Here is a 22832-nt window from a genome sequence, read left to right as displayed (position 1 = left end):
CGATCGTTGGCGGCGACCAAAAGCCGGGCAAGGACTTGCCAGTCTTACTGCCCGAGGTTATAAGCGCGGTCATGAAGACCACTGGCGCCAGAATTTCTGAGACGATTGTACGCGGCCGCATCGCCCTGCGTGACGTCTCGCGCGCCCTGACCTCGCTTCTTCTCCTCGGCCTTACACGCGGTTGCCGGGTCCTTTGAGGAGCGCCCGGCGGCCGAAAGCCCGCCCGGCCATCGCTCCTCGCGACTCATTTTCAAAATTGACCTAACGACCGACGAGGTCCGCATTTGTTTATCGCCAAGCCCGACCTGATCGGCTAAGAGCGGGCAAATGCCGGGACGAGGAGACGATACGATGGACGCAAAGACGCAATCCTCCGAAAATAAGATGGCCTCCAAGAGCGGAACGAGCTCCGCAAAAGGCATGCCTGACGCCGCGGTGAAATACCGGGCCTATCCGCAGGTGAACATTCCTGACCGCACATGGCCGACGAAGACCATTACCAAGGCACCGGTCTGGTGCTCGGTCGACCTGCGCGACGGCAACCAGGCGCTCGTCGACCCGATGGGACACGATCGCAAGGCGCGGATGTTCCATTTGCTGATCGAGATGGGCTTCAAGGAAATCGAGATCGGTTTCCCCTCGGCCTCGCAGACCGATTTCGACTTCGCCCGCTGGTGTGTGGAGGAGGGCAATGTGCCCGACGACGTCTCCCTGCAGGTATTGGTGCAGTGCCGCCCGGAACTCATTACCCGCACCTTCGAAGCACTGGAAGGCGCAAATCGGCCGATCGTGCACTTCTACAACTCCACCAGCGAGTTGCAGCGCCGCGTCGTCTTCGCCAAGGATGTGCAGGGCATCAAGCAGATCGCCGTCGATGCGGCCAAGATGATCACCGATATGGCCGCGAAGGCCGGCGGCGGTTACCGTTTCGAATATTCGCCGGAGAGCTTTACCGGCACGGAACTCGATGTGGCGCTGGAGATCTGCAACGCCGTCATCGAGGTCGTCAAGCCGACGCCCGATAACAAGCTGATCATCAACCTGCCATCTACCGTCGAGATGGCGACGCCGAACGTCTATGCCGACCAGATCGAATGGATGTGTCGCAACCTCGACAATCGCGAGAACCTGATCGTTTCGCTGCATCCGCATAACGACCGCGGCACCGGCATTGCCGCTGCCGAATTGGCTCTGCTGGCAGGTGCCGACCGCGTCGAAGGCACGCTGTTCGGCAATGGCGAGCGCACCGGCAATGTCGACATGGTGACGATGGCGCTGAATATGTTCACGCAAGGCGTCGATCCCGAGATCGACTGCTCGAATATCGAGCGCATCAAGGAAGTGTTCGAATATTCGAACCAGATGGCGATCGGCGAGCGTCATCCCTACGTCGGCGAACTGGTCTATACGGCCTTCTCCGGCTCGCATCAGGATGCGATCAACAAGGGTATGAAGGCAGCACAGGTCGCCAATCATCCCGTGTGGGAGGTCCCGTACCTGCCGATCGATCCGCGCGATGTCGGTCGTTCCTACGAGGCGATCATCCGCATCAACTCTCAGTCCGGCAAGGGCGGCATCGCCTATATCCTGCAGCAGGATTACGGGCTGAACCTGCCGCGTAACCTGCAGGTGGAATACCGCGAGGATATCCAGCGCATCACCGACGTAGAGGGCAAGGAGCTTCCGTCCCGGCGCATCTACGACCGCTTCATCGAGCGCTACGTGACGCAGCCGGAAGGGCGCCTGCGCTTCGTCGACCATCACACCTATCCCGACACCGAGCACAAAGGTCAGCGGATCGTCGCAGCCGAGATTAACGACAATGGGGAGATCAAGCGCATCGAAGGGCGCGGTAACGGTCCGATCGACGGCTTCATCAATGCGCTGTCGCATTATCTCGGCATTGAGATGTCGGTCGAGGACTATTCCGAGCATTCGCTCCAGCATGGCTCGAACGCGGCGGCGATCTCCTATGTCGAGACCTCCTATCCCGGCGGCAAACTCTTCGGCGCCGGCATCAATACCAACATCGTCGCGGCATCGCTGGAAGCGATCGTCTCGGCCGCCAACCGCGTGCTCGACGTGAAGGCCGGCAAGGCCTGATCTTAAAAGGACTCAGGCCGCGACCGCAGCAATTCAAAGTGTTACAGCGTCCTATCCGCGTCTGAAAAGATGCGCTGCGCCGTCGCGCGGCGCGGCCTGACGATGCAGTCGGCGATATCGCCGGCTTCGTTGCGCGCCTCGGCATGGCGCTGGCCCCGTTGGCAGAGCGCCAGCAGCACCGGCTCGAGGCCGAGGCAATCAGATCGCGGTGGCGATCTCCATGGCGAGGTGTCCGAGGGTTGCCTCGGCGGAGGGGCCGGCAAGCACATACGAGGTGCCGGCATTGTGCCAGGTCACGAGGCCGATCTCGTCCTTGATCGTTTCCTTGAAGTCGTCGGTCTCGGGCGGCTGCGCGTCCTTGCGGAAACAGATGGAGATAACGTCGCCGTCGGCGTTGGAATAAACGAGCTGCCCGACAGGGCGGCTGTCGCCGAGGATGACGCGCGCGCCCTGGAAGGTCCAGGCTTCGGCGCTGAGATCAGGCACACGGAAGGGCACGCCGATCGCGGTCGTCAGCCAGCTGGAGATTTCCTCGGCCTGCGAGGCAGGCACTTCGACGAGATGGCGGGGCTGGCGGATCAGCAGGCGCTGATAGGCGGTGACGTCGCCCAGCCAGTCGTTGGTATTGGTCGGTGCCGTATTGGTGGTGGTGGCCATGGTGGCGATCTCGTCGGCATCGGGGGCTGCGCCGACGAAATAGCCGATGCCGCAACCGACGACGAAGAGGATGAGAGCGGCGGCCAGCGCCTGCGGGCCGCTCGGCGCCAGTTTCACCTGCGGACGCGTGGCGCGCTGGGCGATCGGCGTTTTTGGCGGCTGCGTGCTCTTGATGGAGCGGACGAGGGCGAGCGGCACCGGCTCCTTGAGGATATCGTCGAGGCGGCGGCGGCCAAAATCGGCGCCGTGACGCAGCTTCTCATGCAGCCGGCGCGCATTCTCGTCACTTGCCAGACGCTGTTCCAATTCGTGCCGCTGTTCGGGCGAGACTTCGCCGTCGAGAAGGGCGGTGAGCTGGGCTTCGAGCGGCAATTTCCTAAAATCGAGCAAATTCAGTACCTGTGGATCGGGTGAGTGCCGGCGAGCCCGGCGAAATGCAGCCTCGCGGTGGCGAGCTGAGAGACGACGTTTGTCAACGGAATGCCCATGATGTCGGCCGCCTGCTGATAGCTGTGGCCTTCGACGTCGACGAGCAGGAACATGCTGGAAACGCCATCCGGCATATCGGAAATCATGTGATGGATGGTGTCGGGATCGACCGCAGCCGAGCGTTCGCGCGCGGCCTCGCGAATATCGGTGACGTTGCCGCGGACGGAAGCCTTCGGCTTGCGCTTGCGGATGTCGTCAGTCCATTGCTGGCGGGCAAGCGTGTAAATCCAGCTTTCCAGCCGGCCTTCGCCGCTCCATTGATGACCTTTGGAAATGGCGCGCTGACAGACGGCCTGAACGAGTTCATCGGCCACGGCAACCTCACCCGCGAGCGTGATCGCGAAGCGGCGAAGGCGGGGTAGGAGGCCGACGAGATCACGCCGGAGATCGATGGTCGTTGCGGGCTGACGCATTGTCTATCCAAGAAGCATTCACAATGGTCTCGCGGACGAAGGGTTCGCCGTCGGGCGCGAAACCGACTTTATCGACGCTGTCGATGCATGAGCTTTATGAAACAAGTCTCCTGCACTTCGCAAGCATCCGGTCGTCTTCATCCCTCTTTCCCGAGAGATTTTCGTATTGTGGCCCGCAAAGCTTGCGTCAATATGTCTTGTAGCCGTTCAAGCTTTGCAGCAGGGAGCGATAGGCCCAGGTGCCTTCGCCGCCGCGATCACGGATTTCGACAAGCTGGACGCGGGCGCCCTGGATGTCTCCCTGTTCCACCAGCGCCATGCCCATATAGGAGCGGGCGAGGATATAATTCTCATCCGCCTGCAGCGCCTTGCGGTAGTAGGACATGCCGAGCTCCATGCGGCCGGCCTTGCGATTGGCGTAACCGAGATAGTTCAGGACGCGCGGGTCGTTCTGGTTGCGAGCGAGATTGAGCACCGTGATTGCGTTGTCATACTGCCCGGCATATGCAAACTCGCGGGCGAACTGATAGAGATCGTCGTCATTGAAGCTGCTCTTCTTCGGGTTGACACATTCTTTCTTGGCCTTGTCCCAGACCTTGCCGCCGGTGCAGGTCTTGGTCGTCTGGGTCTTCGGCGGCGGATTGGTGTCATCGTTGCTGTCGCCGGCCGCAAAAGCGGCCGTGGCGATGCCGAAGGCAAAGCCGGCGGCGAGCGAAAGTCTGGACAGGTAACGGAAAGAAGAAGTCATCGGCGCGCTCCATTCTCAGGCAATGCAGTTGCTCGGATTGTACGCTTACCACTAAAAATACCAAGAGGGTAAGCAACCTCCATGGCAAATGTTGCGACGGTGGCCCGATGTCCTCGCAGATCGATTCAAGTGCTGCATAAAAAGCGTTCAGAAGTGACGCTAAGGCGCGAAAATATCGGCACTTTCCGGCATCACCGCGTCGCCGGCCCTGTTGAGGCTGAAGCGCTCGCCGCTGAGCTCCCAGGCGCCGGGAGAGCCGTCGATGGAGAAGAGGTTGTAGGCGGCGGGCGGCTTGACGCTACCCGGTCCCTGCGAGGCTGAGGCAATGCCGACGACCGGCACCGGCTGCACCTGGCCGCGCAGCCAATGCAGCGTGTTCAGGTGCGTATGACCGTGTAGCACGAGTTCGGCGCCGCCCGTCGAAATCACGGCGGCGAAGCGGCGGATGCCGATCATCCGTTTGTAGAAGGCCGTGGCGCCGCGGATTGGCGGATGATGGATCATGACAACGCGGAAGAGCCCGGCTTCCCCAGCCGCGCGCAACATGTTGACAGTATCGCGGGCCTGTCGCGCGCCGAAAAAGCCGGAGGCGGCGAAGGGAGGAGTGGCGACCGCCGTCGAGCAGCCGACAATCGCGACTTTGCCGCGAACACGCAGATAGGGGAAGATATGGCGGTCGTCCTGCCACTGCGGCGGAGCCAGATCGCCGCGGACATAATCATACCAGGCGCGCATCGACTTCTCATAGGCGCCTGGTACATAGGCGTCATGATTGCCGGGAACGACTGACGTGTTCGCGGGATCGCCGAACGCGCGCAGCCATGCAGCCGCGGCGCGAATCTCAATGCCGCTCGCCAGATTGACGAGGTCGCCGGTGACGGCCAGGTGATCGGCCTGGTGGGCGCGAATGTCGTCGAGCAGCAGATCCAACGTGCTGCCGAAAAGGTGCTTGCGTCGATTTCGATGCCAGTTCACAAAGCCTGTTATGCGTTTTGAAAACAGCTCTTGAACGGAAAGACTGGGCAGCGGCCCGAGGTGGACGTCGGAGATATGCGCGAGCTTGAACATGTTACGAGACATAGACCAGCTTATTGACAAATCAAACACATCGGGCGCGATGAAGAGCTGAAACGGAGTGATAGTGGATAAAGAGAACCGGCCCCTTCACATGAGGCTGGCATTGCGCCTGCTGCATGTCTATTTCAGTTTCGTCCGCAGCATGACCGTGGGCGTGCGGGCCGCTTGTTTCGATGCGGACGGGCGCATCTTTCTCGTGCGCCACAGCTATGTCGGCGGCTGGCATATGCCAGGCGGCGGGCTGGAGCGCAACGAGACGGTCGAGGAAGCGCTTGCCAAGGAATTGCGCGAGGAGGGCAACCTCAGGATCATCGGCAAGCCGCAGCTGATCCAGGTCTATTTCAATACCACGACCACAAGGCGCGACCATGTCGTCTTCTACCGGGCGACCGTCGAGCAGACGGCTCCGCGGCCGCCGGACTGGGAGATATCCGACAGCGGCTTCTTTTCCCTCGACAGCTTGCCCGAGGGCACGACCAAGGCGACGTATCGCCGTCTCGCGGAGCTTCGCGGCGAGCGGGAGTCCGACCACCGCTGGTGAACCTCAGGCGGCGGCAAGCGACTGCATAATTTCTTAAATCGGAATCGATTTAGGGATAAAATTTGCAGCAATTCAAAGTGCTACAGCGTCCTTTGCACGTCTAAAAAGGCGCGCGGCGTTGTAGTGCGGCCGTGCGGACTGTCGAGATCGAGCGCCGGGCCGACGGGAACGATGCCGGTCGGATTGATCGTTTTGTGGCTGCGATAATAGTGCTGCTTGATGTGGTTGAGGTTCACCGTCTCGGCAACGCCTGCGGTTTGATACAGGTCTCGCAGATAGCCCGGCAGGTTGCGGTAGTCGGCGATGCGGCGGATGTTGCACTTGAAATGGCCGACATAGACAGCGTCGAAGCGCACCAACGTGGTGAACAGGCGCCAGTCAGCCTCGGTCTGGCGGTTGCCGAAGAGGTAGCGGCCCTTGCCAAGGCGCTCGTCGAGCATGTCGAGCGTTTCGAACAGCTTGCCGACGTTTTCTTCATAGGCTTGCTGGGTGGTGGCAAAGCCCGCCTTGTAGACGCCGTTGTTGACGGTGTCGTAGACGATAGCGTTCAGCGCATCGATGTCGGAGCGAAGGTCCTCGGGATAAAAATCGGCTGTCGAGCCGGTCAGCCCGTCGAAGGCGCCATTGAACATGCGGATGATCTCGGCGGATTCGTTGTTGACGATCGTGCCGGTCTTCTTGTCCCAGAGCACGGGAACGGTGACGCGGCCGGAATAGCGCGGATCGGCCCTGACATAGATCTGCCAGAGCGTGGTGGCGTCGAAGAGGTGGTCGCCGGTGGCACCGCCGCCGACCTTGAACTCCCAGCCGTTCTCGAGCATCAGCGGATCGACGACGGAGACCGAGATCAGCTCTTCGAGCTTCTTCAGCTTGCGGAAGATCAGCGTGCGGTGCGCCCAGGGGCAGGCGAGCGAGACATAGAGATGGTAACGCCCGGCCTCGGCCTTGAAGCCACCACTGCCCGAAGGGCCGGCCTCACCGTCCGATGTCACCCAGTTGCGGAACTGCGAGGGCTGCCGCTTGAAATGGCCCTTGCTCTCCTTCGTGTCGTACCAGACGTCATGCCAGACGCCATCCACCAGCATTCCCATGGTCTTCATTCCCTTCATTGCGTGTTGGAACGGAAGATATCGCAGATGCCAGGGCTTTACAGGCGACAAAGATTGAACAGTGCGTCACGTCGCGCATTTTGCGTTGGACGGCGGAAATTTTTCCTGCTATCGGCGTTTTCACGATTTTCGGACCCCTGCCTGATGTTCATTTCCAGAAACCCGCGACGACGCTGATGCTCCCGAACGCCCTAGGCGTGTTCGAGACCCATCAATCTGTCCATCCGGTTTCTGTCATCATGTACAAGCACGATCTCGTCTACCTCACTGAAGACGCGTCTCATGACGCCGCCATCGAACACATCAACGAAGAAGCCTTCGGTCCGGGCCGCTTCACGCGCGCTGCCGCGCGCATCCGTGAGCAGGGGCCGCATGATCTGTCGCTCTCCTTCATCTGCACCGATAACGGTGAGACGATCGCCTCCGTGCGTATGACGCCGGTACTGGCCGGCACGGTGAAGGGCCATCTGCTTGGCCCGCTCGCCGTCCGCCCCTCCCACAAGAACAAGGGCATCGGCCGGGAACTGGTGCGGATCGCGGTGGAGGCGGCAAGGCGCAAGGGCTCGGAAGCCGTCATCCTCGTCGGCGACCCGCCCTATTACGGCCCGCTCGGTTTCGAGAAGGTCGCCTACAATGCGCTTTCTTTTCCAGGCCCGGTCGATCCCGGTCGTGTGCTTGTCGTTCCGATTGCCGACGGCGTGCAGGCGCGGCTGAAGGGCACGATCGCTTGGCGTGAATGATTTAGAGCGCTACGCGTCCTTTTCGGACGCACAAAGGACGCTCTAACACTTTGACTCTACGCATCGTGCTTTCCGAAAATCGATTCCGGCTTTCGGGCCGATGCGCCAGAGCAATTCCAGCAAAAGTGCACAGCGTCCAGAATTGCGTGAAAACAAAGAGATAGAGCACTTTCGTGGTTCGACGAAAAACGGAAAGTGCTCTAGAGCGTTTCAGGTTTTGACGGAAGCGTATCCGGCATTGTCGAAGTAGTTGCTGCATTCGCTGGGCTCGATGGTTGTGACGAGGTGTCCGATGTGGCGCCAGGTGTCATCGATGGTTCGCTTCTGAGCCAGGCGCATCCAGTGCTTGATTTTGGCGAAAGCCTGTTCGATCGGATTGAGGTCGGGGGAGTATGGCGGCAAGTACCAGAGCCGAGCACCAGCGTTGCGGATCATCTGACGGATGGCGGCCGACTTGTGGGAGCCGAGATTATCCATCACGACGATGTCGCCGGGTTTGAGCACCGGTACGAGTTGCTGCTCGACATAGGCGCGAAAGCACTCACCGTTGATCGGTCCATCGAAGACACAGGGTGCGGTAAGCCGATCGCAGCGCAACGCGCCGAGGAAAGTCAGGGTGCGCCAATGTCCGTGCGGCGCGAAGCTGCGCAGGCGTTTGCCCTTCGGCCCCCACCCTCGAAGCGGCGCCATGTTGGTCTTGATCCAGGTTTCATCGATGAAGACCAGCCGTCTTGGATCGAGGCCAGCCTGCCAGGATCGCCAGCGCTGTCGCCGTCGCGCGACGTCAGCGCGCGCCTGCTCAAGGGCGAACAGTGTTTTTTTTGAACCGCAATCCCTCACGCCGCAGGAACTGCCATACCGTATCGTGGGATACCTTCACCCCTCGCGCGGCCAGCTCTTCCTTCAACCTGTGCAGTGACACATGCGGCGTCTGGTTGATCCGCTCCACGATAAACGCCCGATGCGGCTCCAGAACCCGCTTGCGGTGGCCGCCCATCTTCCCAGGCGCGACAGATCCGCTCGAACGATAACGCTGCGACCACTTTACCGCTGAAGACACGGCAATACCGAACCGCGCCGCAACCGACCGGCAGCTCTCACCGGCTTCGATTGCAGCAACAACACGCTCACGAAGATCATTGGAAAGAGGTCGCGTCATTCGATGCTGGCCTCCACTCCAGCCAGCATCTTGAATCACAAAACACACAAAAACGGAATCCCTTCCGATTCAACTAAATCCGGATACGCTCTAGAGACTTTTCCGGAGGAAGCTGCGCGTGCGGCCTTCCGGGAAATCCTCAAGCTCCCCGAAGACCTCATAACCCTGGCTGAGGTAGGCGCGCAGAGCCCGCGGGTTGAACGTGTCGATCCAAGCGCCGCGGCACCCCCGGGCTCTCGCCTCTTCTTCCGCCTTTGCGAGGATATTGCCTGATATACCGGTGCCGCGCAGTGTGTCGGGAATGTAGAGCATCTGGGTGAAAAGCCAGCCCCAGGCGGTAAAACCGGAAAGACCGCCCGTCACCTTGCCGTCGGTATCGCGGATGAGGACCGCAAGCGGCCGGCGATCCGAGGGGCCGACATCGCTGTTGTTGAACGCCGAGAGCGCGTCGGTGATTGCCGCGAGCTCTTCTGTCGAGGGCGCGGCGGTGAGCTCGAATTCCGGCATGAGATTACCGCCCTTCGCGCCACCACATGGCGCCGAAGGCGAGCAGCAGGATGCCGACGCCGGCGAAACCGGCAAAGAGCGGCAGCGTGTTGATGCCCTTCAAGACGGTCTCGCTGGTCATGCGGATCATCATGCGATCGTTGTCGGAGACGCGCACCTGGCCGCGCACCGGCAGGATCGGCGGCACCGAGATCGCGCCATTTGCATTGGAGACGCGGGCGACGAGACCCTTGCTTCTGTCGGCGACCGGTTTCAGCAAATCGGTCGTCGAGATCATCGCCTTGAATTCCGGTGCATCGACGGCGCCGATATGGACAAGCGTCGACAGATTGCCGTTGCGAATTTCGAAGAGACCGATTTCGTCCATCCTCTTCTCGGCCTTGTAGAGGCCCGGTTCGGACTGGGTAAGCGGCAGAGTTTCGGTCTTGCCGGAAGGATAACGCACGGTGGCGTTGCCGGGATTGTCGCCGATCGTCTGGCGCGTGATCTCAAGGGTCCGGCCGGAGGCGCGCGCCGTCAGCGCTTCTTCCTCGAGCGCCGGCTCCTTCATCAGCCAATGGGCGATACGGCGATAGAGCGAAACGTTCGGACCGCCGCCTTCGAAGCCGCGCGCCCAGAGCCAGCCCTGATCGGAAAGCAGCATGGCGACGCGGCCCTGACCAGCCCGGTTCAGAACCAGCAGCGGGTGATTGTCGGCGCCGAGCATGATCGTCTCGCCCTGCGGCCGGTCGACATCGACGCTGCGGAACCAGCGGCCCCAATGCGGCGGGTCCTCGCCCGACCCGTCAAGGCCGCGCGTGACGGGATGTTTGCGGCCTTCCTCGGAGAGGCGGGGATAGAAGGCCTTTTCGATCATCTCTCCAGTCGGCGTTGCCGGCAGGACCGAGGAAAGTGGCGTCAGTGCAATGGAATCGGGGCCAGCGTGCTCGGGACCGGCGGCGATCAGCAGCGCGCCGCCGTTGTCGACATATTGCGTGATGTAATCGTAATAGAGCAGCGGCAGCACGCCGCGGTGTTGGTAGCGATCAAAGATGATCAGGTCGAAATCCTTGATCTTGTCGACGAAGAGCTCACGCGTCGGGAAGGCGATCAGCGACAGCTCGTTGATCGGCGTTCCGTCCTGTTTTTCCGGCGGACGCAGGATGGTGAAGTGGACGAGATCGACCGACGCATCGGATTTCAGCAGGTTGCGCCAGGCGCGCTCGCCGGCATGCGGCTCGCCGGAAACGAGCAGGACGCGGAGATTCTGGCGGATGCCGTCGATGACGTGGACGGCACGGTTGTTGGCGGTGGTGACTTCGCCGGGAAGGGCTGCGACCGAGAATTCGAGCACATTGCTGCCGCCACCCGGCACCTTGAAGGAGAAGGGCGTATCCTGCCCGGGTGTCGCCTGCAGGGTGGCGATCTCGTCACCATTCAGCTTCACCGTGACATCGGCCGTGCCGCCGGGGCTCGGACCGTCGTCGAAGACGCGCAAGATTACCTGCTGCTCTTCGTTGACGATGCCGAAGCGCGGCCCCTTGATGACTTCGATGCGGCGATCGAATTCGTTGGCCTTGCCGGTTACGAGACCATGGATCGGCGCGTCGAAACCGAGCGCCTGATTGGCGGCCGGAACATCATGGACTTCACCGTCGGTCAGCATGATGGCGCCGCCGATACGGGCGGGCGGGACATCGGCAATGTTGGCCGACAGCGCGTCGAACAGGCGCGTGGACGGCACGTCGGAATTGACGTCGCCTTCGACATCGACGAAGCGGGGCTCTATCTGGGGGAAGCGGGCGAGCTGTCCTTTGAGGGCAGCAAGCGCATCGTCGGTCATCTTGACGCGATCGGGCGTCTGCTGGCTCTGGCTTCGATCGACAAGAACGGGGACGATCGTCGACAACTGATCCCTGTCTTCCTGCAGGAGCACAGGATTGGCAAGCGCGGTCAACATGGCGAGTGCTGCCAGCGTTCTGATCCAGGCGCCGCGGATGCCGCGCCAGATCGCGAAGACGGCGACGATCGTGCTGACGGCAGCCAATGCGGCCAAAACAGGCCAAGGCAGGAAGGGCGAAAAGTCGAACGTCATCTCATTGTCCTAACCGTTCGAGGAGGTCGGGAACATGGACCTGGTCGGTCTTGTAGTTGCCGGTCAGCATATACATCATGATGTTGACACCGGAACGGTAGGCATATTCGCGCTGCGTTTCATCCGACGGCACGGTTGGCAGCATCGGTACGCCATTGTCGTCGATCGCCCAAGCGCCGGCGAAATCATTGCCGGTGATCAGGATCGGCGAAACGCCGTCGGCTGTCGCCGCCGATTTTTCGCTCGGCCCCTGACCGCCCTGCCGGGACTCGATCCAAAGCGGGCTGCCGGTATAACGACCGGGAAAGCTCGACAGGAGATAGAAGGACTTCGTCAGCACATGGTCTGATGGTACCGGTTCGAGCGCCGGAATATCGAGATTGGCGAGGATTGTCTGCAGCCTCTCTCCGTTGGCGCTGACATTGCCGCCATTGTCCAATGCGCTGATCTGATCGCGCGTATCGAAAAGCACAGTGCCGCCATTGCGCATATAGGCGTCGATACGGCTGATCGCTGCCGTCGACGGCATCGGCGCAGTCGCCGAAACCGGCCAATAGATGATCGGATAGAAGGAGAGCTCGTCTTTGGTGAGGTCGATGCCCACGGGCGGTGCCGGCTCCAGCGTCGTGCGAAAAGTCAGGAACTGGGTCAGTCCCTCGAGACCGCGCTCGGATATATTGTCTACCTCCTGTTCGCCGGTAACGACATAGGCGAGGTGTGTATTATCAAGCCTCTGCAAGATGAGGTCGTCGCCGGGCCGGGAGTCGTCGGCGTGAAGCGTGCCGGGTTGGATGAGAAAGCCGGCGCCGACGGCGACCGCGATCATCGCTGTGGTGCGGACAGCCGGGCGCAATCGCGAGAATGCGCCATTCATGAACAGAACGATCAGGCTATCGGCCAAGAGCAGCAGAAAGGCTGCGAGAAAGAGTGCGGGTTTTGCCGACCAGCTTTCGCCGCCGATCAGGCCTTCGCGCACGGCATTGGTCCCTGTTGTGTCGAGCGGCGTCAGTTCGGCGTTCTCGGGCAGCACGTTCAGGGAGGTGAAACCGTCCTCCGAACCGTAGAGCCCGGGCGGGTTGTCGAAATTCGCCGTCGGTTCGGCTCCGGCTTGCGGGATGAGCGGCCGCGCCGAACCCGTCTCGGAGACGAGCGTGCCCTTGGCCGTCAGCATACGGAATGGCGGCAGGGTTTCGGAGACACGCGCATTGCCGCGCGCTTCCGAAGTCACGCCGCCCGAGCGCGATATCTGCAGGAGGTGACGCAGCATGTCGACGAAAGTGCCTGAGATCGGCAGATTGGACCAGGTTGCTTCCGCGGTGACGTGAAACAGGACGATCTGGCCGGATGCGAGCTGCTTCATCGTCACGAGCGGCGTGCCGTCAGCCAGGTTCGCCCAGGTGCGTTCGGCAAGATCGGGTGTCGGTTCGGCAAGCACCTGCCGCTTGACGACGACATCGGCAGGACGCGCTATTCGGGCGAAAGGTCCGAAACTTGGAAATTCGGCAAGTGACTGCGGCTCGCTCCAGGACAAAGTGCCGCCCAGCGCCCGTTCTCCCTGGCGCAGGATGACGGGGATCAGCGGATCGTCCGCAGGGGCTGCCGCCATGCGCGGGCCGGCAAAACGCAGGAGCATGCCGCCATTCGATATCCAGCGCGTCAGAGGCTCGTAGGTCTCCTCCGGCAGCCGGCCGATATCGGCCATGATGATGATGGAGGGATTGCTGGCGAGAAGTTTTGGTATTGCGACCGAAAGATCGGAATCGGCGGGTTGGATCAGATCCGCGTAGGGCTGCAGCGCTCGCTGGATATAATAGAGCGGCGAGAGCAGCGGCTGGAACTCATCCCCTCCTTCGCCCGACAGCAAGACGACGCGACGGCGCTTGAATGCATCGTCGAGAAGGTGGACGGCGCCTGCGGTGGCACCGTTGTCGACGCTGACGCGTGCGAAATCGTTGCGCATCTCGAAGGGTGCGGTGATCGAACTCGTCGCGACGCTCTGGCCGGGGCGGAAGTCCACCCTACCGTTGGCGATCGAGCGGCCCTGGGTATCGACGGCGTTCAACGCCACGGATGCGGCATGCGAGGTATTGAGCCGAGTGACCTTTACGGTCATGGCGTCTGCCGCATTGTTGGCGGCGGTGATCGCCACTGTCCGCGCGGCATCGCCTTCGATCAGGCGCAGATCGGCGGGCTGGAGTTCGGCGAGCCTGCGCACCGTCGGGTCGTCTGGCTTGGCGGCGGCGCCGTCGGTCAGGAAGGCGAGGGTACCAGGCTTGATGCCATTCATCGCGGCGCGCAGCGCCTGGAAGGCGCGTTCGCGGTCCGGCACAAGCGGTCGTGGCTCGGCGGCGCGCAGCTTGTCGCGGGCGGCAGCGGCGGTGCCGGGCACGGCGTCGTTGGTCGGATCGGCGGTGAAGGCGATCGACACAGGCGTGCCGGCGGATTCGGCATCGTCTATCAATGCGTCGGCGGTCTGGATGCGGCGCTCCCAGTCCGGTGCCGCCGCCCAGCTGTTGTCGACGAAGAGGACGAGCGGGCCACCTGATGCGAGCGAACTGGTGCGCGGATTGAAAACCGGATCGGCGATCGCAAGGATGATGGCGGCGGCGAGCAGCATGCGCAGCAGCGTCAGCCACCACGGGCTTTGCGCCGGCGTCTCCTCGCGCTTCAGCACGGAGGCGAGGATCTTCAGCGGCGGGAAGACTTCGGTCTTCGGACGTGGCGGCGTCAGCCGCAGCAGCCACCAGATGACGGGCAAGGCAAGGAGCGCGCCTAGAATGGCGGGATAGGCGAAAGCGAAGGGAAGGGCGTTCATAGCTGCCCTCCATGCGTAGCCTTGGCCGGCATGCCGGACAGATACACGTGCACCGCGACCAGCGCCTCCGACGCAAGGTGATCGGTGCGGTGGCTCGCGAAGGTCCAGCCGAGATGGCGCAGCGACTGGCCGAGGCTGTCCCTGCGGGCGAGATAGGCGGTGCGATAGGCCTCGCGGATATGTTCGGCGCGGCCGGAGATAAGCTTGGCGCCGCTCTCCGGATCTGTGAATTCGGTGCGGCCGCTATAGGGGAATATCTCTTCGGCGGGATCTGATATCTCGACCACGTGGCCGCGCAGGCCGCGGCGGGCAAGCGGGCCGAGCCGTTCCATGATTGCCGGCGCATCGTCGAGGAAATCGCCGATGAGGACGAGGTCGCTCCAGCCGCGGATCATCGCCGTTTCCGGCAGGCCGCCGGTCAGCGGTGTGTGCATGAGCGCGGCTGCGAGGCGTTCTGCGGCGTTGCGGGCGGAAGCGGGTTCCATGATGCCGGGGCAGCCGATGCGTTCGCCGGAGCGGGCGAGGATTTCGGCAAGCGCCAGCATGATGACCAGCGCACGGCTTTCCTTAGAGACGCTGCCATAGCTCGACTTGTACATCATCGAGGGCGACATGTCGCACCAGAGCCAGATCGTGTGCGCGGCCTCCCACTCGCGCTCGCGCACGTAGGTATGGTCGTCGCGGGCGGAACGGCGCCAGTCGATGCGGGACAGGCTCTCGCCTTCGGCATAAGGGCGAAACTGCCAGAAATTCTCGCCGATGCCGCGCTTGCGGCGACCATGCCAGCCGGCGATCACAGTGTTGGCGATGCGCTTGGCTTCCACCAGGCAGTCCGGCACCAACGCGGCCCGCTGCCTGGCGCGGGAAAGGGCATCGCTGCCGGGTGTCGGATTGACGATCTGTCCGATAGATGCCACGCGTCCGGCTTCCTTATCCCTTTGCCTGCTTGACCAGTCCGGCGATGACATCGCGCACCGACATGCCTTCGGCGCGGGCGGCGAAAGTCAGCGCCATGCGATGCTGGAGAATGGGTTCGGCGAGCGCGAAGATATCGTCCAGAGACGGTGCGAGACGGCCTTCGTAGAGCGCGCGGGCACGCGCGCAAAGCATCATCGCCTGGCCGGCGCGCGGGCCTGGACCCCAGGCGACGTTCTTGTCGGTCGAGGCATTGCCCTGTCCTGGGCGGGCGGAGCGTACCAGTGCCAGGATGGCATCGACAACCGTGCCGCTCACCGGCATCTGCCGCACCAGGGTCTGGATTTCGATCAGCCGCTGCGCATCGATGATGGCTTCCGGCCGGGTTTCGCCCAAGCCCGTCGTCTCGAGCAGGATCTGGCGCTCGGCGGCAAGTTCGGGGTAGTTGACGTCGACTTGCAGCAGGAAGCGGTCGAGCTGGGCTTCGGGCAGAGGATAGGTGCCTTCCTGCTCGAGCGGGTTCTGGGTGGCAAGCACATGGAAGGGCGCCGGGAGGTCATAGCGCTGGCCGGCGATCGTGATGTGATATTCCTGCATGGATTGCAGAAGGGCCGACTGGGTACGCGGTGAGGCGCGGTTGATCTCGTCGGCCATCAGGAGCTGGGCGAAGACCGGACCCTTGACGAAACGGAATGAGCGGCGTCCACTGTCGTCCTGGTCCATCACCTCGGAGCCGAGAATATCCGAGGGCATCAGATCGGGCGTGAACTGGATGCGGTTGGCGGCAAGGCCGAGCACCTCGCCGAGCGTCGTCACCAGTCTGGTCTTGGCAAGGCCGGGAACGCCGACGAGCAGGGCATGACCGCCGGACAGCACGGCGAGAATGGTGTTCTCGACGACGCTTTCCTGACCGAAGATCACCTTCGAGACTTCCCCGCGGATGGCGGCGATATCGGAGAGCGCCTTTTCGGCGGCGGCGACGATCGCCTTTTCATCGAGGCTGGCTTCGGTCTTCATCATACCCACGGGCATCTCCAACGGCTGAAATCATTCGGCAGCGAATCGGCGGACTTATACATGTGCCTCATACCCGATAGAGTTATGGAGATGTGACGGGCTGACAAGTTCGTTACGAATGACTATCTCGTGACTTTACTTCGTTAAGGACAAACCGGGACGGAAGAATGGCAGCCGAAGAAATCAGCGGACAGGCGGATGCGGCGGGACTTGCCGCACTGATTTCGCGCGCCTCTGAGGAAAATGCCGGCAAAAAACGAGGATTACCGCCAGTCGAACGATGGAATCCGCCTTTCTGCGGCGATATCGACATGGAAATCCGGGCGGACGGCACCTGGTTCTACATGGGCACGCCGATCGGCAGACCGGCGCTGGTGCGGCTGTTCTCGACGGTTTTGAGGAAAGACGACGACCAGAAGACCTATCTCGTAACTCCTGTGGAAAAGGTTGGTATAAGGGTCGTCGACGCGCCTTTCATCGCCGTGGAGATGAGCGTGACGGAGGGGCAAGGCCAACAGGTGCTGACTTTTCGTACCAATGTCGGCGATGTCGTGGAGGCGGGAGGAGAGCATCGGCTGCGCTTTGCCATTGCGGGCGAGAATGCCGAATTGAAACCCTATCTGCATGTGCGCGGGCGACTGGAGGCGCTGGTGTCGCGTGCCGTGATGTATGAACTGGTCGCGCTCGGCGAGACTTTCAAGGTGGAGGGGCAGACGATGTTTGCGATACGCTCCGCCGGCGAAGTCTTCCCGATTATGCCGGCCGACGAACTGGATGCGCTTTGCCGATGAATGATGCGATCACCCACCGCTACCCGCTGTTTTCCGCAGCCGAATTCCGCCGCCGCGCGCTCAACCAGAATGGCGGGCCGGTCGACCATGCCTGGCGCGATCACGGGGACCACATCCTCAATCCCGATATCGTGGCCGAGGTCGAGACCTTCAAGCTGCGCGACGCCGCCGTGCTCGTGCCCGTCGTCGATGACGGCGAGGAAGCTTATGTGATCTTCACCAAGCGCACGACGACGCTGCGCAAGCATTCCGGGCAGATCGCCTTTCCCGGCGGCTCGATCGACCCCGCCGATATCTCGCCCGAAATGGCAGCGATCCGTGAGACGGAGGAGGAGATCGGCCTGGCCGGTTCTTTCGTCGAAACCGTCGGACGACTGCCGAATTACCTTGCCTCGACGGGCTTCCGCATCACGCCGGTGCTCGGCGTCGTCACGCCGGGCTTTGCGCTGACGCTGAACCCGACCGAGGTGGACGACGTGTTCGAGGTGCCGCTTTCCTTCCTGATGGATCCTGCCAATCACACCCGCGACAGACGTGTCATCGACGGCATCGACCGGCATTTCTACCGCATGCCTTATGAAACCAGAATGATCTGGGGCATCACCGCCGGCATCGTCCGTACGCTTTACGAAAGGCTTTATGCATGACCGGCCTTGCCGACCAAGCATGGTTCCGCGATCCGGCCCTCGGTCGGATCCTAGTGCTTCTCAACGCCGATGGCGGGGAAGGGCGGGTGGTTGGCGGTGCGGTGCGCAACAGCCTGATGGGCCTGCCGGTCAATGATGTCGACATCGCTACGACACTCAGACCGGAGGCGGTGATGGAGCGGGCGGCGGCGGCTGGCATCAAGGCAGTCCCAACCGGCCTGGAGCACGGCACGGTGACGCTCGTCATCGACGGCAAACCTTTCGAGGTGACGACGCTTCGCACCGATGTCGAGACCGACGGGCGGCATGCCAAGGTTGCCTTCAGCACTGACTGGAAGGCAGATGCCGAACGGCGGGATCTGACGATCAACGCGCTTTATGCCGATGCCGAGGGCGAGGTGGTGGATCTCGTTGGCGGACTTGCCGACATTGAGACGCGAAACATCCGCTTCATCGGCGATCCTGCAAGGCGAATTGCCGAGGACCATCTGCGGATCCTGCGTTTCTTCCGCTTCTTTGCCTATTACGGTTCCGGACGGCCGGATGCCGAAGGGCTGAAGGCATGTTCCCTCGCACGTTCGAAATTGAAGACGCTTTCGGCAGAGCGCGTCTGGTCTGAACTCAGAAAGCTGCTTGGCGCCGGCGATCCCGGCCGGGCGCTGCTTTGGATGCGGCAGGTGGCGGTGCTGACGGAAATCCTGCCGGAGTCGGAACGATGGGGGATCGATGCAATCCCTTCGCTGATTACCACCGAAAAGGCGCTCGGCTGGACGCCCGATCCACTGCTGCGCCTTGCAGCGATCGTGCCGCCGGATGCTGAGCGCATGGAGCTGCTTGCAGCCCGGCTCAAGCTCTCGAATGCGGAGGCGGCCACCCTCAAGGCCTGGGCAACGGCAGCGCCTGTTAACGACGATATGTCGCCGGCCGCCTTCGAACGGCTGCTTTACCGCAACGGCGCCGACGGCATCACGACGCGGCTGAAGCTGGCGCTTGCGGTTGCGCGCGGCAAGGCCGAAGGTGATTTCGACGAGATGGCGCGGTCGGCGCGGCTCATCAAGCTGCTGGACAAGGCAATGCACTGGAAGAAACCGCAGTTTCCGCTGAACGGCGGCGATGTGATTTCGGCGGGAATCGCGTCCGGTCCGCGTGTCGGCGAGCTGCTTGCCGGTCTGGAAAACCAGTGGGTGGAGGAAAATTTCGTTTCCGACCGGGCGGCGCTGCTCGCCCGGCTGCAGGAGCGCGTGCAATAATCAGGCTGCGTTCACCTCGTCGCGGACGCGAGCCTTGATATTATCCACCATGTTTTCGCGGATCGTGGTTTCGCCGTGAGCATTTTTCAGGTGCTCGACGGCACGGCGGACCACCTCGGCGTCGCTATCCGCCCGTGTATGCCAGGCGCAGCCCGGAACGAGAGTGCCGCATTCGAAAAGTCGCATGATCTTCTCCTCTGTTCGAAACACAATGACGGTCGCGTACGCGATTTATGAATGTGCGGGGGGAGGGAAGGTTCCGGCCGGCATCGACATGCCGGCCAGCAAAGGCAAAGTCAGTCGGGCATCGCCCAGGCTTTGTAGGTATCCAAGAGATGGCGGGGCATGTTGCTGTTGGCGGCCGCTGCTTCATTCTGCAGCTGTTCCGGCGACTTTCCGCTGGCCAGTTGCAGCTTGACCTGCTCGACGAAGCAGGACAGCGGCAGATCCGAGCCGCTCTTGGCCCGCAGTTTCTCCGCGATGCGCGTTAAAAACTCAGGCGTGTCGATCGCGCGGGATGTTTCCTGGACATCCGTGGACGCAGGCGAGCCACCTTGTATCGTCATGACAATCCTCCTCGATTGTTACGCACATACACATAAAGTTAGGACGCACTGAGTTTTCGTGAAGGTCTATCAACTCGAATTTATCGACGAGATCTCACAGTTTCATGGCCAGCGGACGACGGGGGGCAACGATGAGAGAATGGATTCAACGTTGCCGCCGGTCTTCAGGCCGAAGATCGTGCCGCGATCATACAGCAGATTGAATTCGACGTAGCGGCCCCGGCGGATCAATTGTTCGTCGCGGTCGGCCTCCGTCCACAATTTATTGAAATTGGAGCGGACGATCTTTGGATAGACCATGGAGAAGGCCCGGCCGACATCGCGCGTGAAGGCGAAATCGGCATCCCAGCCGCCGGCTTCCTCGCTCGAATGCAGCCAGTCGTAGAAGATGCCGCCGATGCCGCGGGCCTCGTTGCGGTGTTTCAGGAAGAAATATTCGTCGCACCAGGCCTTGTAGGCATCGTAATCGGCGACGGCATGATTGCGGCAGGCGATCTCCATGGCCTTGTGGAAAAGCTGGCTATCCTCATCCTCCTGCGTGCGGCGGCGCGACAGCACCGGCGTCAGGTCGGCTCCGCCGCCGAACCAGTGGCTTGATGTGACCACCATGCGGGTGTTCATATGCACCGCCGGAACGTTTGGGTTGACGGGATGAGCGATCAGGGAAATGCCCGAGGCCCAGAAACGCGGATCGTCCTTGGCGCCAGGTATCTGGCCACGGAAATCCGGAGAGAACTCGCCGTGGACTGTGGAGGTGTGGACGCCGACCTTCTCGAAGACGCGGCCTTCCATCATCGACATTCGGCCACCGCCGCCGGCGCCGTTTTCGCGTGACCAGTCCTTGGCGACGAAGCGGCCAGGCTGCTGGTCGGAAAGCGGCCCCTCCAGCTCATCCTCGATGGCCTCGAAGGAGGCGCAGATCGTATCGCGCAATCCCTCGAACCAATTGCGGGCAGCGGCCTTCTTGTCTTCGATGTCGCCGGGCAAGCCGATCGGCAGTTCAGGTCGTTCCATTTGCGCCTCCGGCGATCGACATCTCCTTCGGAGGCGACTCGCTCATTCTTGATTGCACGCCATAATTAGCAGTTGGTGCTGCATCTCGCCAAGCGTGGCCAATCACCGTCCGTGCGCTTCCAAGATTCGACTCGCAAATCAAGAATTTCGATATTACCTTTTCCAAGGAGGTAAGTTTGATGAAAAAAGTTCCAGGGCCTCCGTCCTTCGACGGCCTGAAGCGCAGGATAGCGAGACATCGTGCGGAAAATCCTCCGCGCGAGAAAGACCATTTCGTGCGTGAGACATATTGCCTCGGCCTCATGGACGCACGCGCCAAGGCGCGCGAATGGTTCGACGAATATCCGAAAGCCGCCTATTGGACCGAGGTGGAGAGTTGGCGTCAGCTCGACGGCGACCAGATCGAATTCACCATGCGCCGCCTGCCTTCGGCCGACTGACCGTCACTTTGCGGTCGCCCGCACGCGGCTTTCGATCAGCAGGCCGCTTTCATCCATGATCGGATGCGCCACCGAGACGATGTGGGCGTTGATGCGCTTCAGGTCGCGCAACATGTCGAGATGGAGCGAACTCGTCTGCAGGCTGTCGGTGCGGCCGTCACGCAGACGTTCGAGATGGCGCTCGGCAGACTGCTTTTCCATGCGGCGCACCTCTACTTTTACCTCCATCATCTGACGCGCGAGATTGAAATCGCGGGTGACGAAGATCGTCTGGGCGACCCGCAGATTGTCGATCGTCAGGTCGAACAGCTTGCGCAGTTCCTGATAACCGTCCTCGGAAAATTTCAGGCCAAGGGAGATCTTCTTCGCCACCTGCTCCGCTAGGCCCTTCTCGATGATGTCGCCCATATGTTCGAGGTTGATCGCATAATCGATGACGACGATCGAGCGGCGGGCGTTCTCGTCGCTGAGACCCTCGCGGCCGAGCTTCGAGAGATAGACCTTCACCGCCTGCTGCAGCCGGTCGACGCGCTCTTCGAGGGCGGGAATCTCGGCAAGTTTGGAGGGATCACCGTGTTCGAAGGCTTCGGACACCCGGATCAGCATGCGCTCGATCAGGTCGCCGACGCCGAGCACTTCGCGGGTAGCGCTGGCCAGCGCCACGACCGGCGTCGAAAGCTCCTGGGCATCCAGATATTTCGGAGCGCTGTCGGGCTCGGCTTGATCCGGCACCAGCCGGGCCATCAGGGCAGCGAGCGGCCGGGAGAATGGCCAGGCCAGCGCCGCCAGCAGAAGGTTGAAGGCAAGATGGGCATCGACCGGCAGCTTGGCAGGGCCGAAGGGCAGCATTTGAATGAGTTCCGCGCCATATCCTGCCAGCGGCAGGGCGATAAGGCAGCCGAGCGTGCGGACGGCGAGATTGCCGAGGGTGACGCGCCGCGCCGAAACCGGGCCGGACAATGTCGCGACGACAGGCGGTATTGCGCCGCCGAGATTGGCGCCGAGCACGAGCACGATGACGAGTTCTGCGGAAACCACGCCGGCCGAGGCGAGTGACAGGATGAGCACCACCACCGCAAGGCTCGACGAAGATGCGAAGGCAAGTGCTGCCGAGACGATCATCGCCACGGGCAGGGCGCCGTCCAGCAGGCCGATGAAAGCGGCAAGGGCGGGAGAGGCGCGCATCGGTTCCGTCGCAAGGCCAAGCAGGTGCAGCGACAGCAGCATCAGGCCGATGCCGATCAGCGCTGTGCCACCACCCTGGCTGGCGCTTGAACGGCCGCGGCAAAGCACGATGCCGCCAAGAATCAGGAGAGGAGAGAGCCATTCGATGCCCGTTGCCACGATCCAGGCGGTGATCGCGGTACCGACATTAGCGCCGAGCAGGACGATCTGCGCCATGCGCGGCTTGATCAGGTCACGCTCGACGAAGGAGGCCGTCATCAGTGCCGTTGCCGTCGAGCTCTGCAGCGCGATGGTTGCGACGAGGCCTGACAGGAAAGAACGAAGGCTGCCGCGCGTGCCGGTCGCCAGACCTGTTCTCAGGCGCGCGCCGAAGGCTCTGGATACGCCATCCTTTACCTGCGCGAGGCCGAACAGCAGCAGAGCCACGGCGCCGAACAGGTTGATCATGATAATTGTAGAGTCCATTTTGTTGTTTTATTCTTCTTTCACGTCCTGAGAGCGTGGTTTTTCTAAATAAAACTTTCCAAGCCGTTGGAATCTTAGAGGTCGGGGAGCAGTTTTTATTGTTCGGCTAA

At 61.9% G+C, this 22832-nt stretch carries 22 protein-coding genes and 1 pseudogene; 7 read left to right on the top strand and 16 right to left on the bottom strand.

What is annotated here, in order from left to right:
* Positions 1-351 precede the first annotated feature (351 nt).
* Entirely contained in the window at positions 352-2103 is a 1752-nt protein-coding gene (leuA, locus tag N2A41_RS15325) for a 2-isopropylmalate synthase (protein WP_260109161.1), read from the top strand.
* A gap of 41 nt (positions 2104-2144) precedes the next feature.
* Here leuA and N2A41_RS15320 read toward each other — a convergent pair.
* The 5 genes and pseudogenes from N2A41_RS15320 to N2A41_RS15300 all read right to left on the bottom strand — a co-directional run.
* Positions 2145-2297 (bottom strand): annotated as a pseudogene (locus N2A41_RS15320) (winged helix-turn-helix transcriptional regulator); the annotation flags it as partial.
* A 4-nt stretch (positions 2298-2301) separates the two neighbouring features.
* Positions 2302-3150: an anti-sigma factor family protein gene (locus N2A41_RS15315; protein WP_017965362.1), complete on the bottom strand. Its 849-nt coding sequence runs from the start codon at positions 3148-3150 to the stop codon at positions 2302-2304.
* 2 nt (positions 3151-3152) lie between these two features.
* Positions 3153-3662: an RNA polymerase sigma factor gene (locus N2A41_RS15310; protein ID WP_017965361.1), complete on the bottom strand. Its 510-nt coding sequence runs from the start codon at positions 3660-3662 to the stop codon at positions 3153-3155.
* A gap of 187 nt (positions 3663-3849) precedes the next feature.
* A complete protein-coding gene (locus tag N2A41_RS15305; RefSeq protein WP_064247836.1) occupies positions 3850-4410 on the bottom strand; it encodes a tetratricopeptide repeat protein in 561 nt (186 codons plus the stop codon).
* Positions 4411-4569: 159 nt separating this feature from the next.
* Positions 4570-5478 (bottom strand): metallophosphoesterase family protein, encoded by a 909-nt coding sequence (locus N2A41_RS15300; RefSeq protein ID WP_162116574.1) that lies wholly within the window; start codon positions 5476-5478, stop codon positions 4570-4572.
* A gap of 73 nt (positions 5479-5551) precedes the next feature.
* On the opposite strand from N2A41_RS15300, the gene N2A41_RS15295 reads away from it, so the two are divergent.
* Positions 5552-6028, top strand: a complete 477-nt coding sequence (locus N2A41_RS15295) for an NUDIX domain-containing protein (RefSeq protein ID WP_260056503.1) — start codon at positions 5552-5554, stop codon at positions 6026-6028.
* 80 nt (positions 6029-6108) lie between these two features.
* On the opposite strand, the gene N2A41_RS15290 is transcribed toward N2A41_RS15295, so the two are convergent.
* Positions 6109-7119, bottom strand: coding sequence for a glutathione S-transferase family protein (locus tag N2A41_RS15290; protein WP_026154256.1), 1011 nt, complete (start codon positions 7117-7119; stop codon positions 6109-6111).
* A gap of 194 nt (positions 7120-7313) precedes the next feature.
* Here N2A41_RS15290 and N2A41_RS15285 point away from each other — a divergent pair, with 194 nt between their 5' ends.
* The gene (locus N2A41_RS15285) at positions 7314-7877 is read left to right on the top strand and encodes a GNAT family N-acetyltransferase (protein WP_162116502.1); all 564 of its coding nucleotides are present in this window, start codon (positions 7314-7316) and stop codon (positions 7875-7877) included.
* A gap of 210 nt (positions 7878-8087) precedes the next feature.
* Here the strand turns inward: N2A41_RS15285 and N2A41_RS15280 are convergent.
* The 6 genes from N2A41_RS15280 to N2A41_RS15255 all read right to left on the bottom strand — a co-directional run bounded on the left by N2A41_RS15280 (position 8088) and on the right by N2A41_RS15255 (position 16373).
* Positions 8088-9036 (bottom strand): IS630 family transposase gene (locus tag N2A41_RS15280; protein ID WP_260109160.1). Its coding sequence is split into 2 segments (ribosomal slippage): positions 8088-8699 and positions 8701-9036, totalling 948 coding nucleotides; the frame shifts between segments, so codons are not numbered across the junction.
* A gap of 90 nt (positions 9037-9126) precedes the next feature.
* Entirely contained in the window at positions 9127-9543 is a 417-nt protein-coding gene (locus N2A41_RS15275; protein ID WP_260109159.1) for a GNAT family N-acetyltransferase, read from the bottom strand.
* A 4-nt stretch (positions 9544-9547) separates the two neighbouring features.
* On the bottom strand, positions 9548-11617 hold the full coding sequence (locus N2A41_RS15270; RefSeq protein ID WP_260109158.1) for a hypothetical protein: 2070 nt from the start codon (positions 11615-11617) through the stop codon (positions 9548-9550).
* Between the two features lies 1 nt (position 11618).
* On the bottom strand, positions 11619-14432 hold the full coding sequence (locus tag N2A41_RS15265) for a DUF4159 domain-containing protein (RefSeq protein ID WP_260109157.1): 2814 nt from the start codon (positions 14430-14432) through the stop codon (positions 11619-11621).
* Positions 14429-15349, bottom strand: coding sequence for a DUF58 domain-containing protein (locus tag N2A41_RS15260; RefSeq protein WP_162116506.1), 921 nt, complete (start codon positions 15347-15349; stop codon positions 14429-14431). The genes N2A41_RS15265 and N2A41_RS15260 overlap by 4 nt, the downstream gene beginning before the upstream one ends.
* A gap of 13 nt (positions 15350-15362) precedes the next feature.
* Entirely contained in the window at positions 15363-16373 is a 1011-nt protein-coding gene (locus N2A41_RS15255) for an AAA family ATPase (RefSeq protein WP_017965351.1), read from the bottom strand.
* Between the two features lie 158 nt (positions 16374-16531).
* On the opposite strand from N2A41_RS15255, the gene N2A41_RS15250 reads away from it, so the two are divergent.
* Genes N2A41_RS15250 through N2A41_RS15240 form a run of 3 tightly spaced genes read left to right on the top strand, consistent with a single transcriptional unit; the run spans position 16532 to position 19052 of the window.
* A complete protein-coding gene (locus tag N2A41_RS15250; RefSeq protein ID WP_222386578.1) occupies positions 16532-17155 on the top strand; it encodes a DUF1285 domain-containing protein in 624 nt (207 codons plus the stop codon).
* Complete coding sequence (locus N2A41_RS15245) at positions 17152-17802, top strand: CoA pyrophosphatase (RefSeq protein ID WP_017965349.1); 651 nt, start codon at positions 17152-17154, stop codon at positions 17800-17802. Before N2A41_RS15250 ends, N2A41_RS15245 begins: the two co-directional genes overlap by 4 nt.
* Positions 17799-19052 (top strand): CCA tRNA nucleotidyltransferase, encoded by a 1254-nt coding sequence (locus N2A41_RS15240; protein WP_222386577.1) that lies wholly within the window; start codon positions 17799-17801, stop codon positions 19050-19052. The genes N2A41_RS15245 and N2A41_RS15240 overlap by 4 nt, the downstream gene beginning before the upstream one ends.
* Here the strand turns inward: N2A41_RS15240 and N2A41_RS15235 are convergent, their stop codons facing one another.
* From N2A41_RS15235 to hemF, 3 genes are all read right to left on the bottom strand, one after another.
* Complete coding sequence (locus N2A41_RS15235; RefSeq protein ID WP_260109156.1) at positions 19053-19238, bottom strand: DUF1059 domain-containing protein; 186 nt, start codon at positions 19236-19238, stop codon at positions 19053-19055.
* A 110-nt stretch (positions 19239-19348) separates the two neighbouring features.
* Positions 19349-19618 carry a hypothetical protein gene (locus N2A41_RS15230; protein WP_017965347.1) on the bottom strand — a complete coding sequence of 90 codons (270 nt, stop codon included), beginning with the start codon at positions 19616-19618 and terminating at the stop codon, positions 19349-19351.
* A gap of 102 nt (positions 19619-19720) precedes the next feature.
* Positions 19721-20632, bottom strand: coding sequence for an oxygen-dependent coproporphyrinogen oxidase (gene hemF / locus N2A41_RS15225; RefSeq protein WP_260109155.1), 912 nt, complete (start codon positions 20630-20632; stop codon positions 19721-19723).
* 179 nt (positions 20633-20811) lie between these two features.
* On the opposite strand from hemF, the gene N2A41_RS15220 reads away from it, so the two are divergent.
* Complete coding sequence (locus N2A41_RS15220) at positions 20812-21072, top strand: hypothetical protein (RefSeq protein WP_222386575.1); 261 nt, start codon at positions 20812-20814, stop codon at positions 21070-21072.
* A 3-nt stretch (positions 21073-21075) separates the two neighbouring features.
* Here N2A41_RS15220 and N2A41_RS15215 read toward each other — a convergent pair whose 3' ends face one another.
* Entirely contained in the window at positions 21076-22722 is a 1647-nt protein-coding gene (locus N2A41_RS15215) for a Na/Pi cotransporter family protein (protein WP_260109154.1), read from the bottom strand.
* Between the last annotated feature and the right edge of the window lie 110 nt (positions 22723-22832).

This window comes from Rhizobium sp. SRDI969 (assembly GCF_025152725.1).
Taxonomy (GTDB): Bacteria; Pseudomonadota; Alphaproteobacteria; order Rhizobiales; family Rhizobiaceae; genus Rhizobium; species Rhizobium leguminosarum_I.
This window is presented reverse-complemented; position numbering and strand designations above follow the sequence as displayed.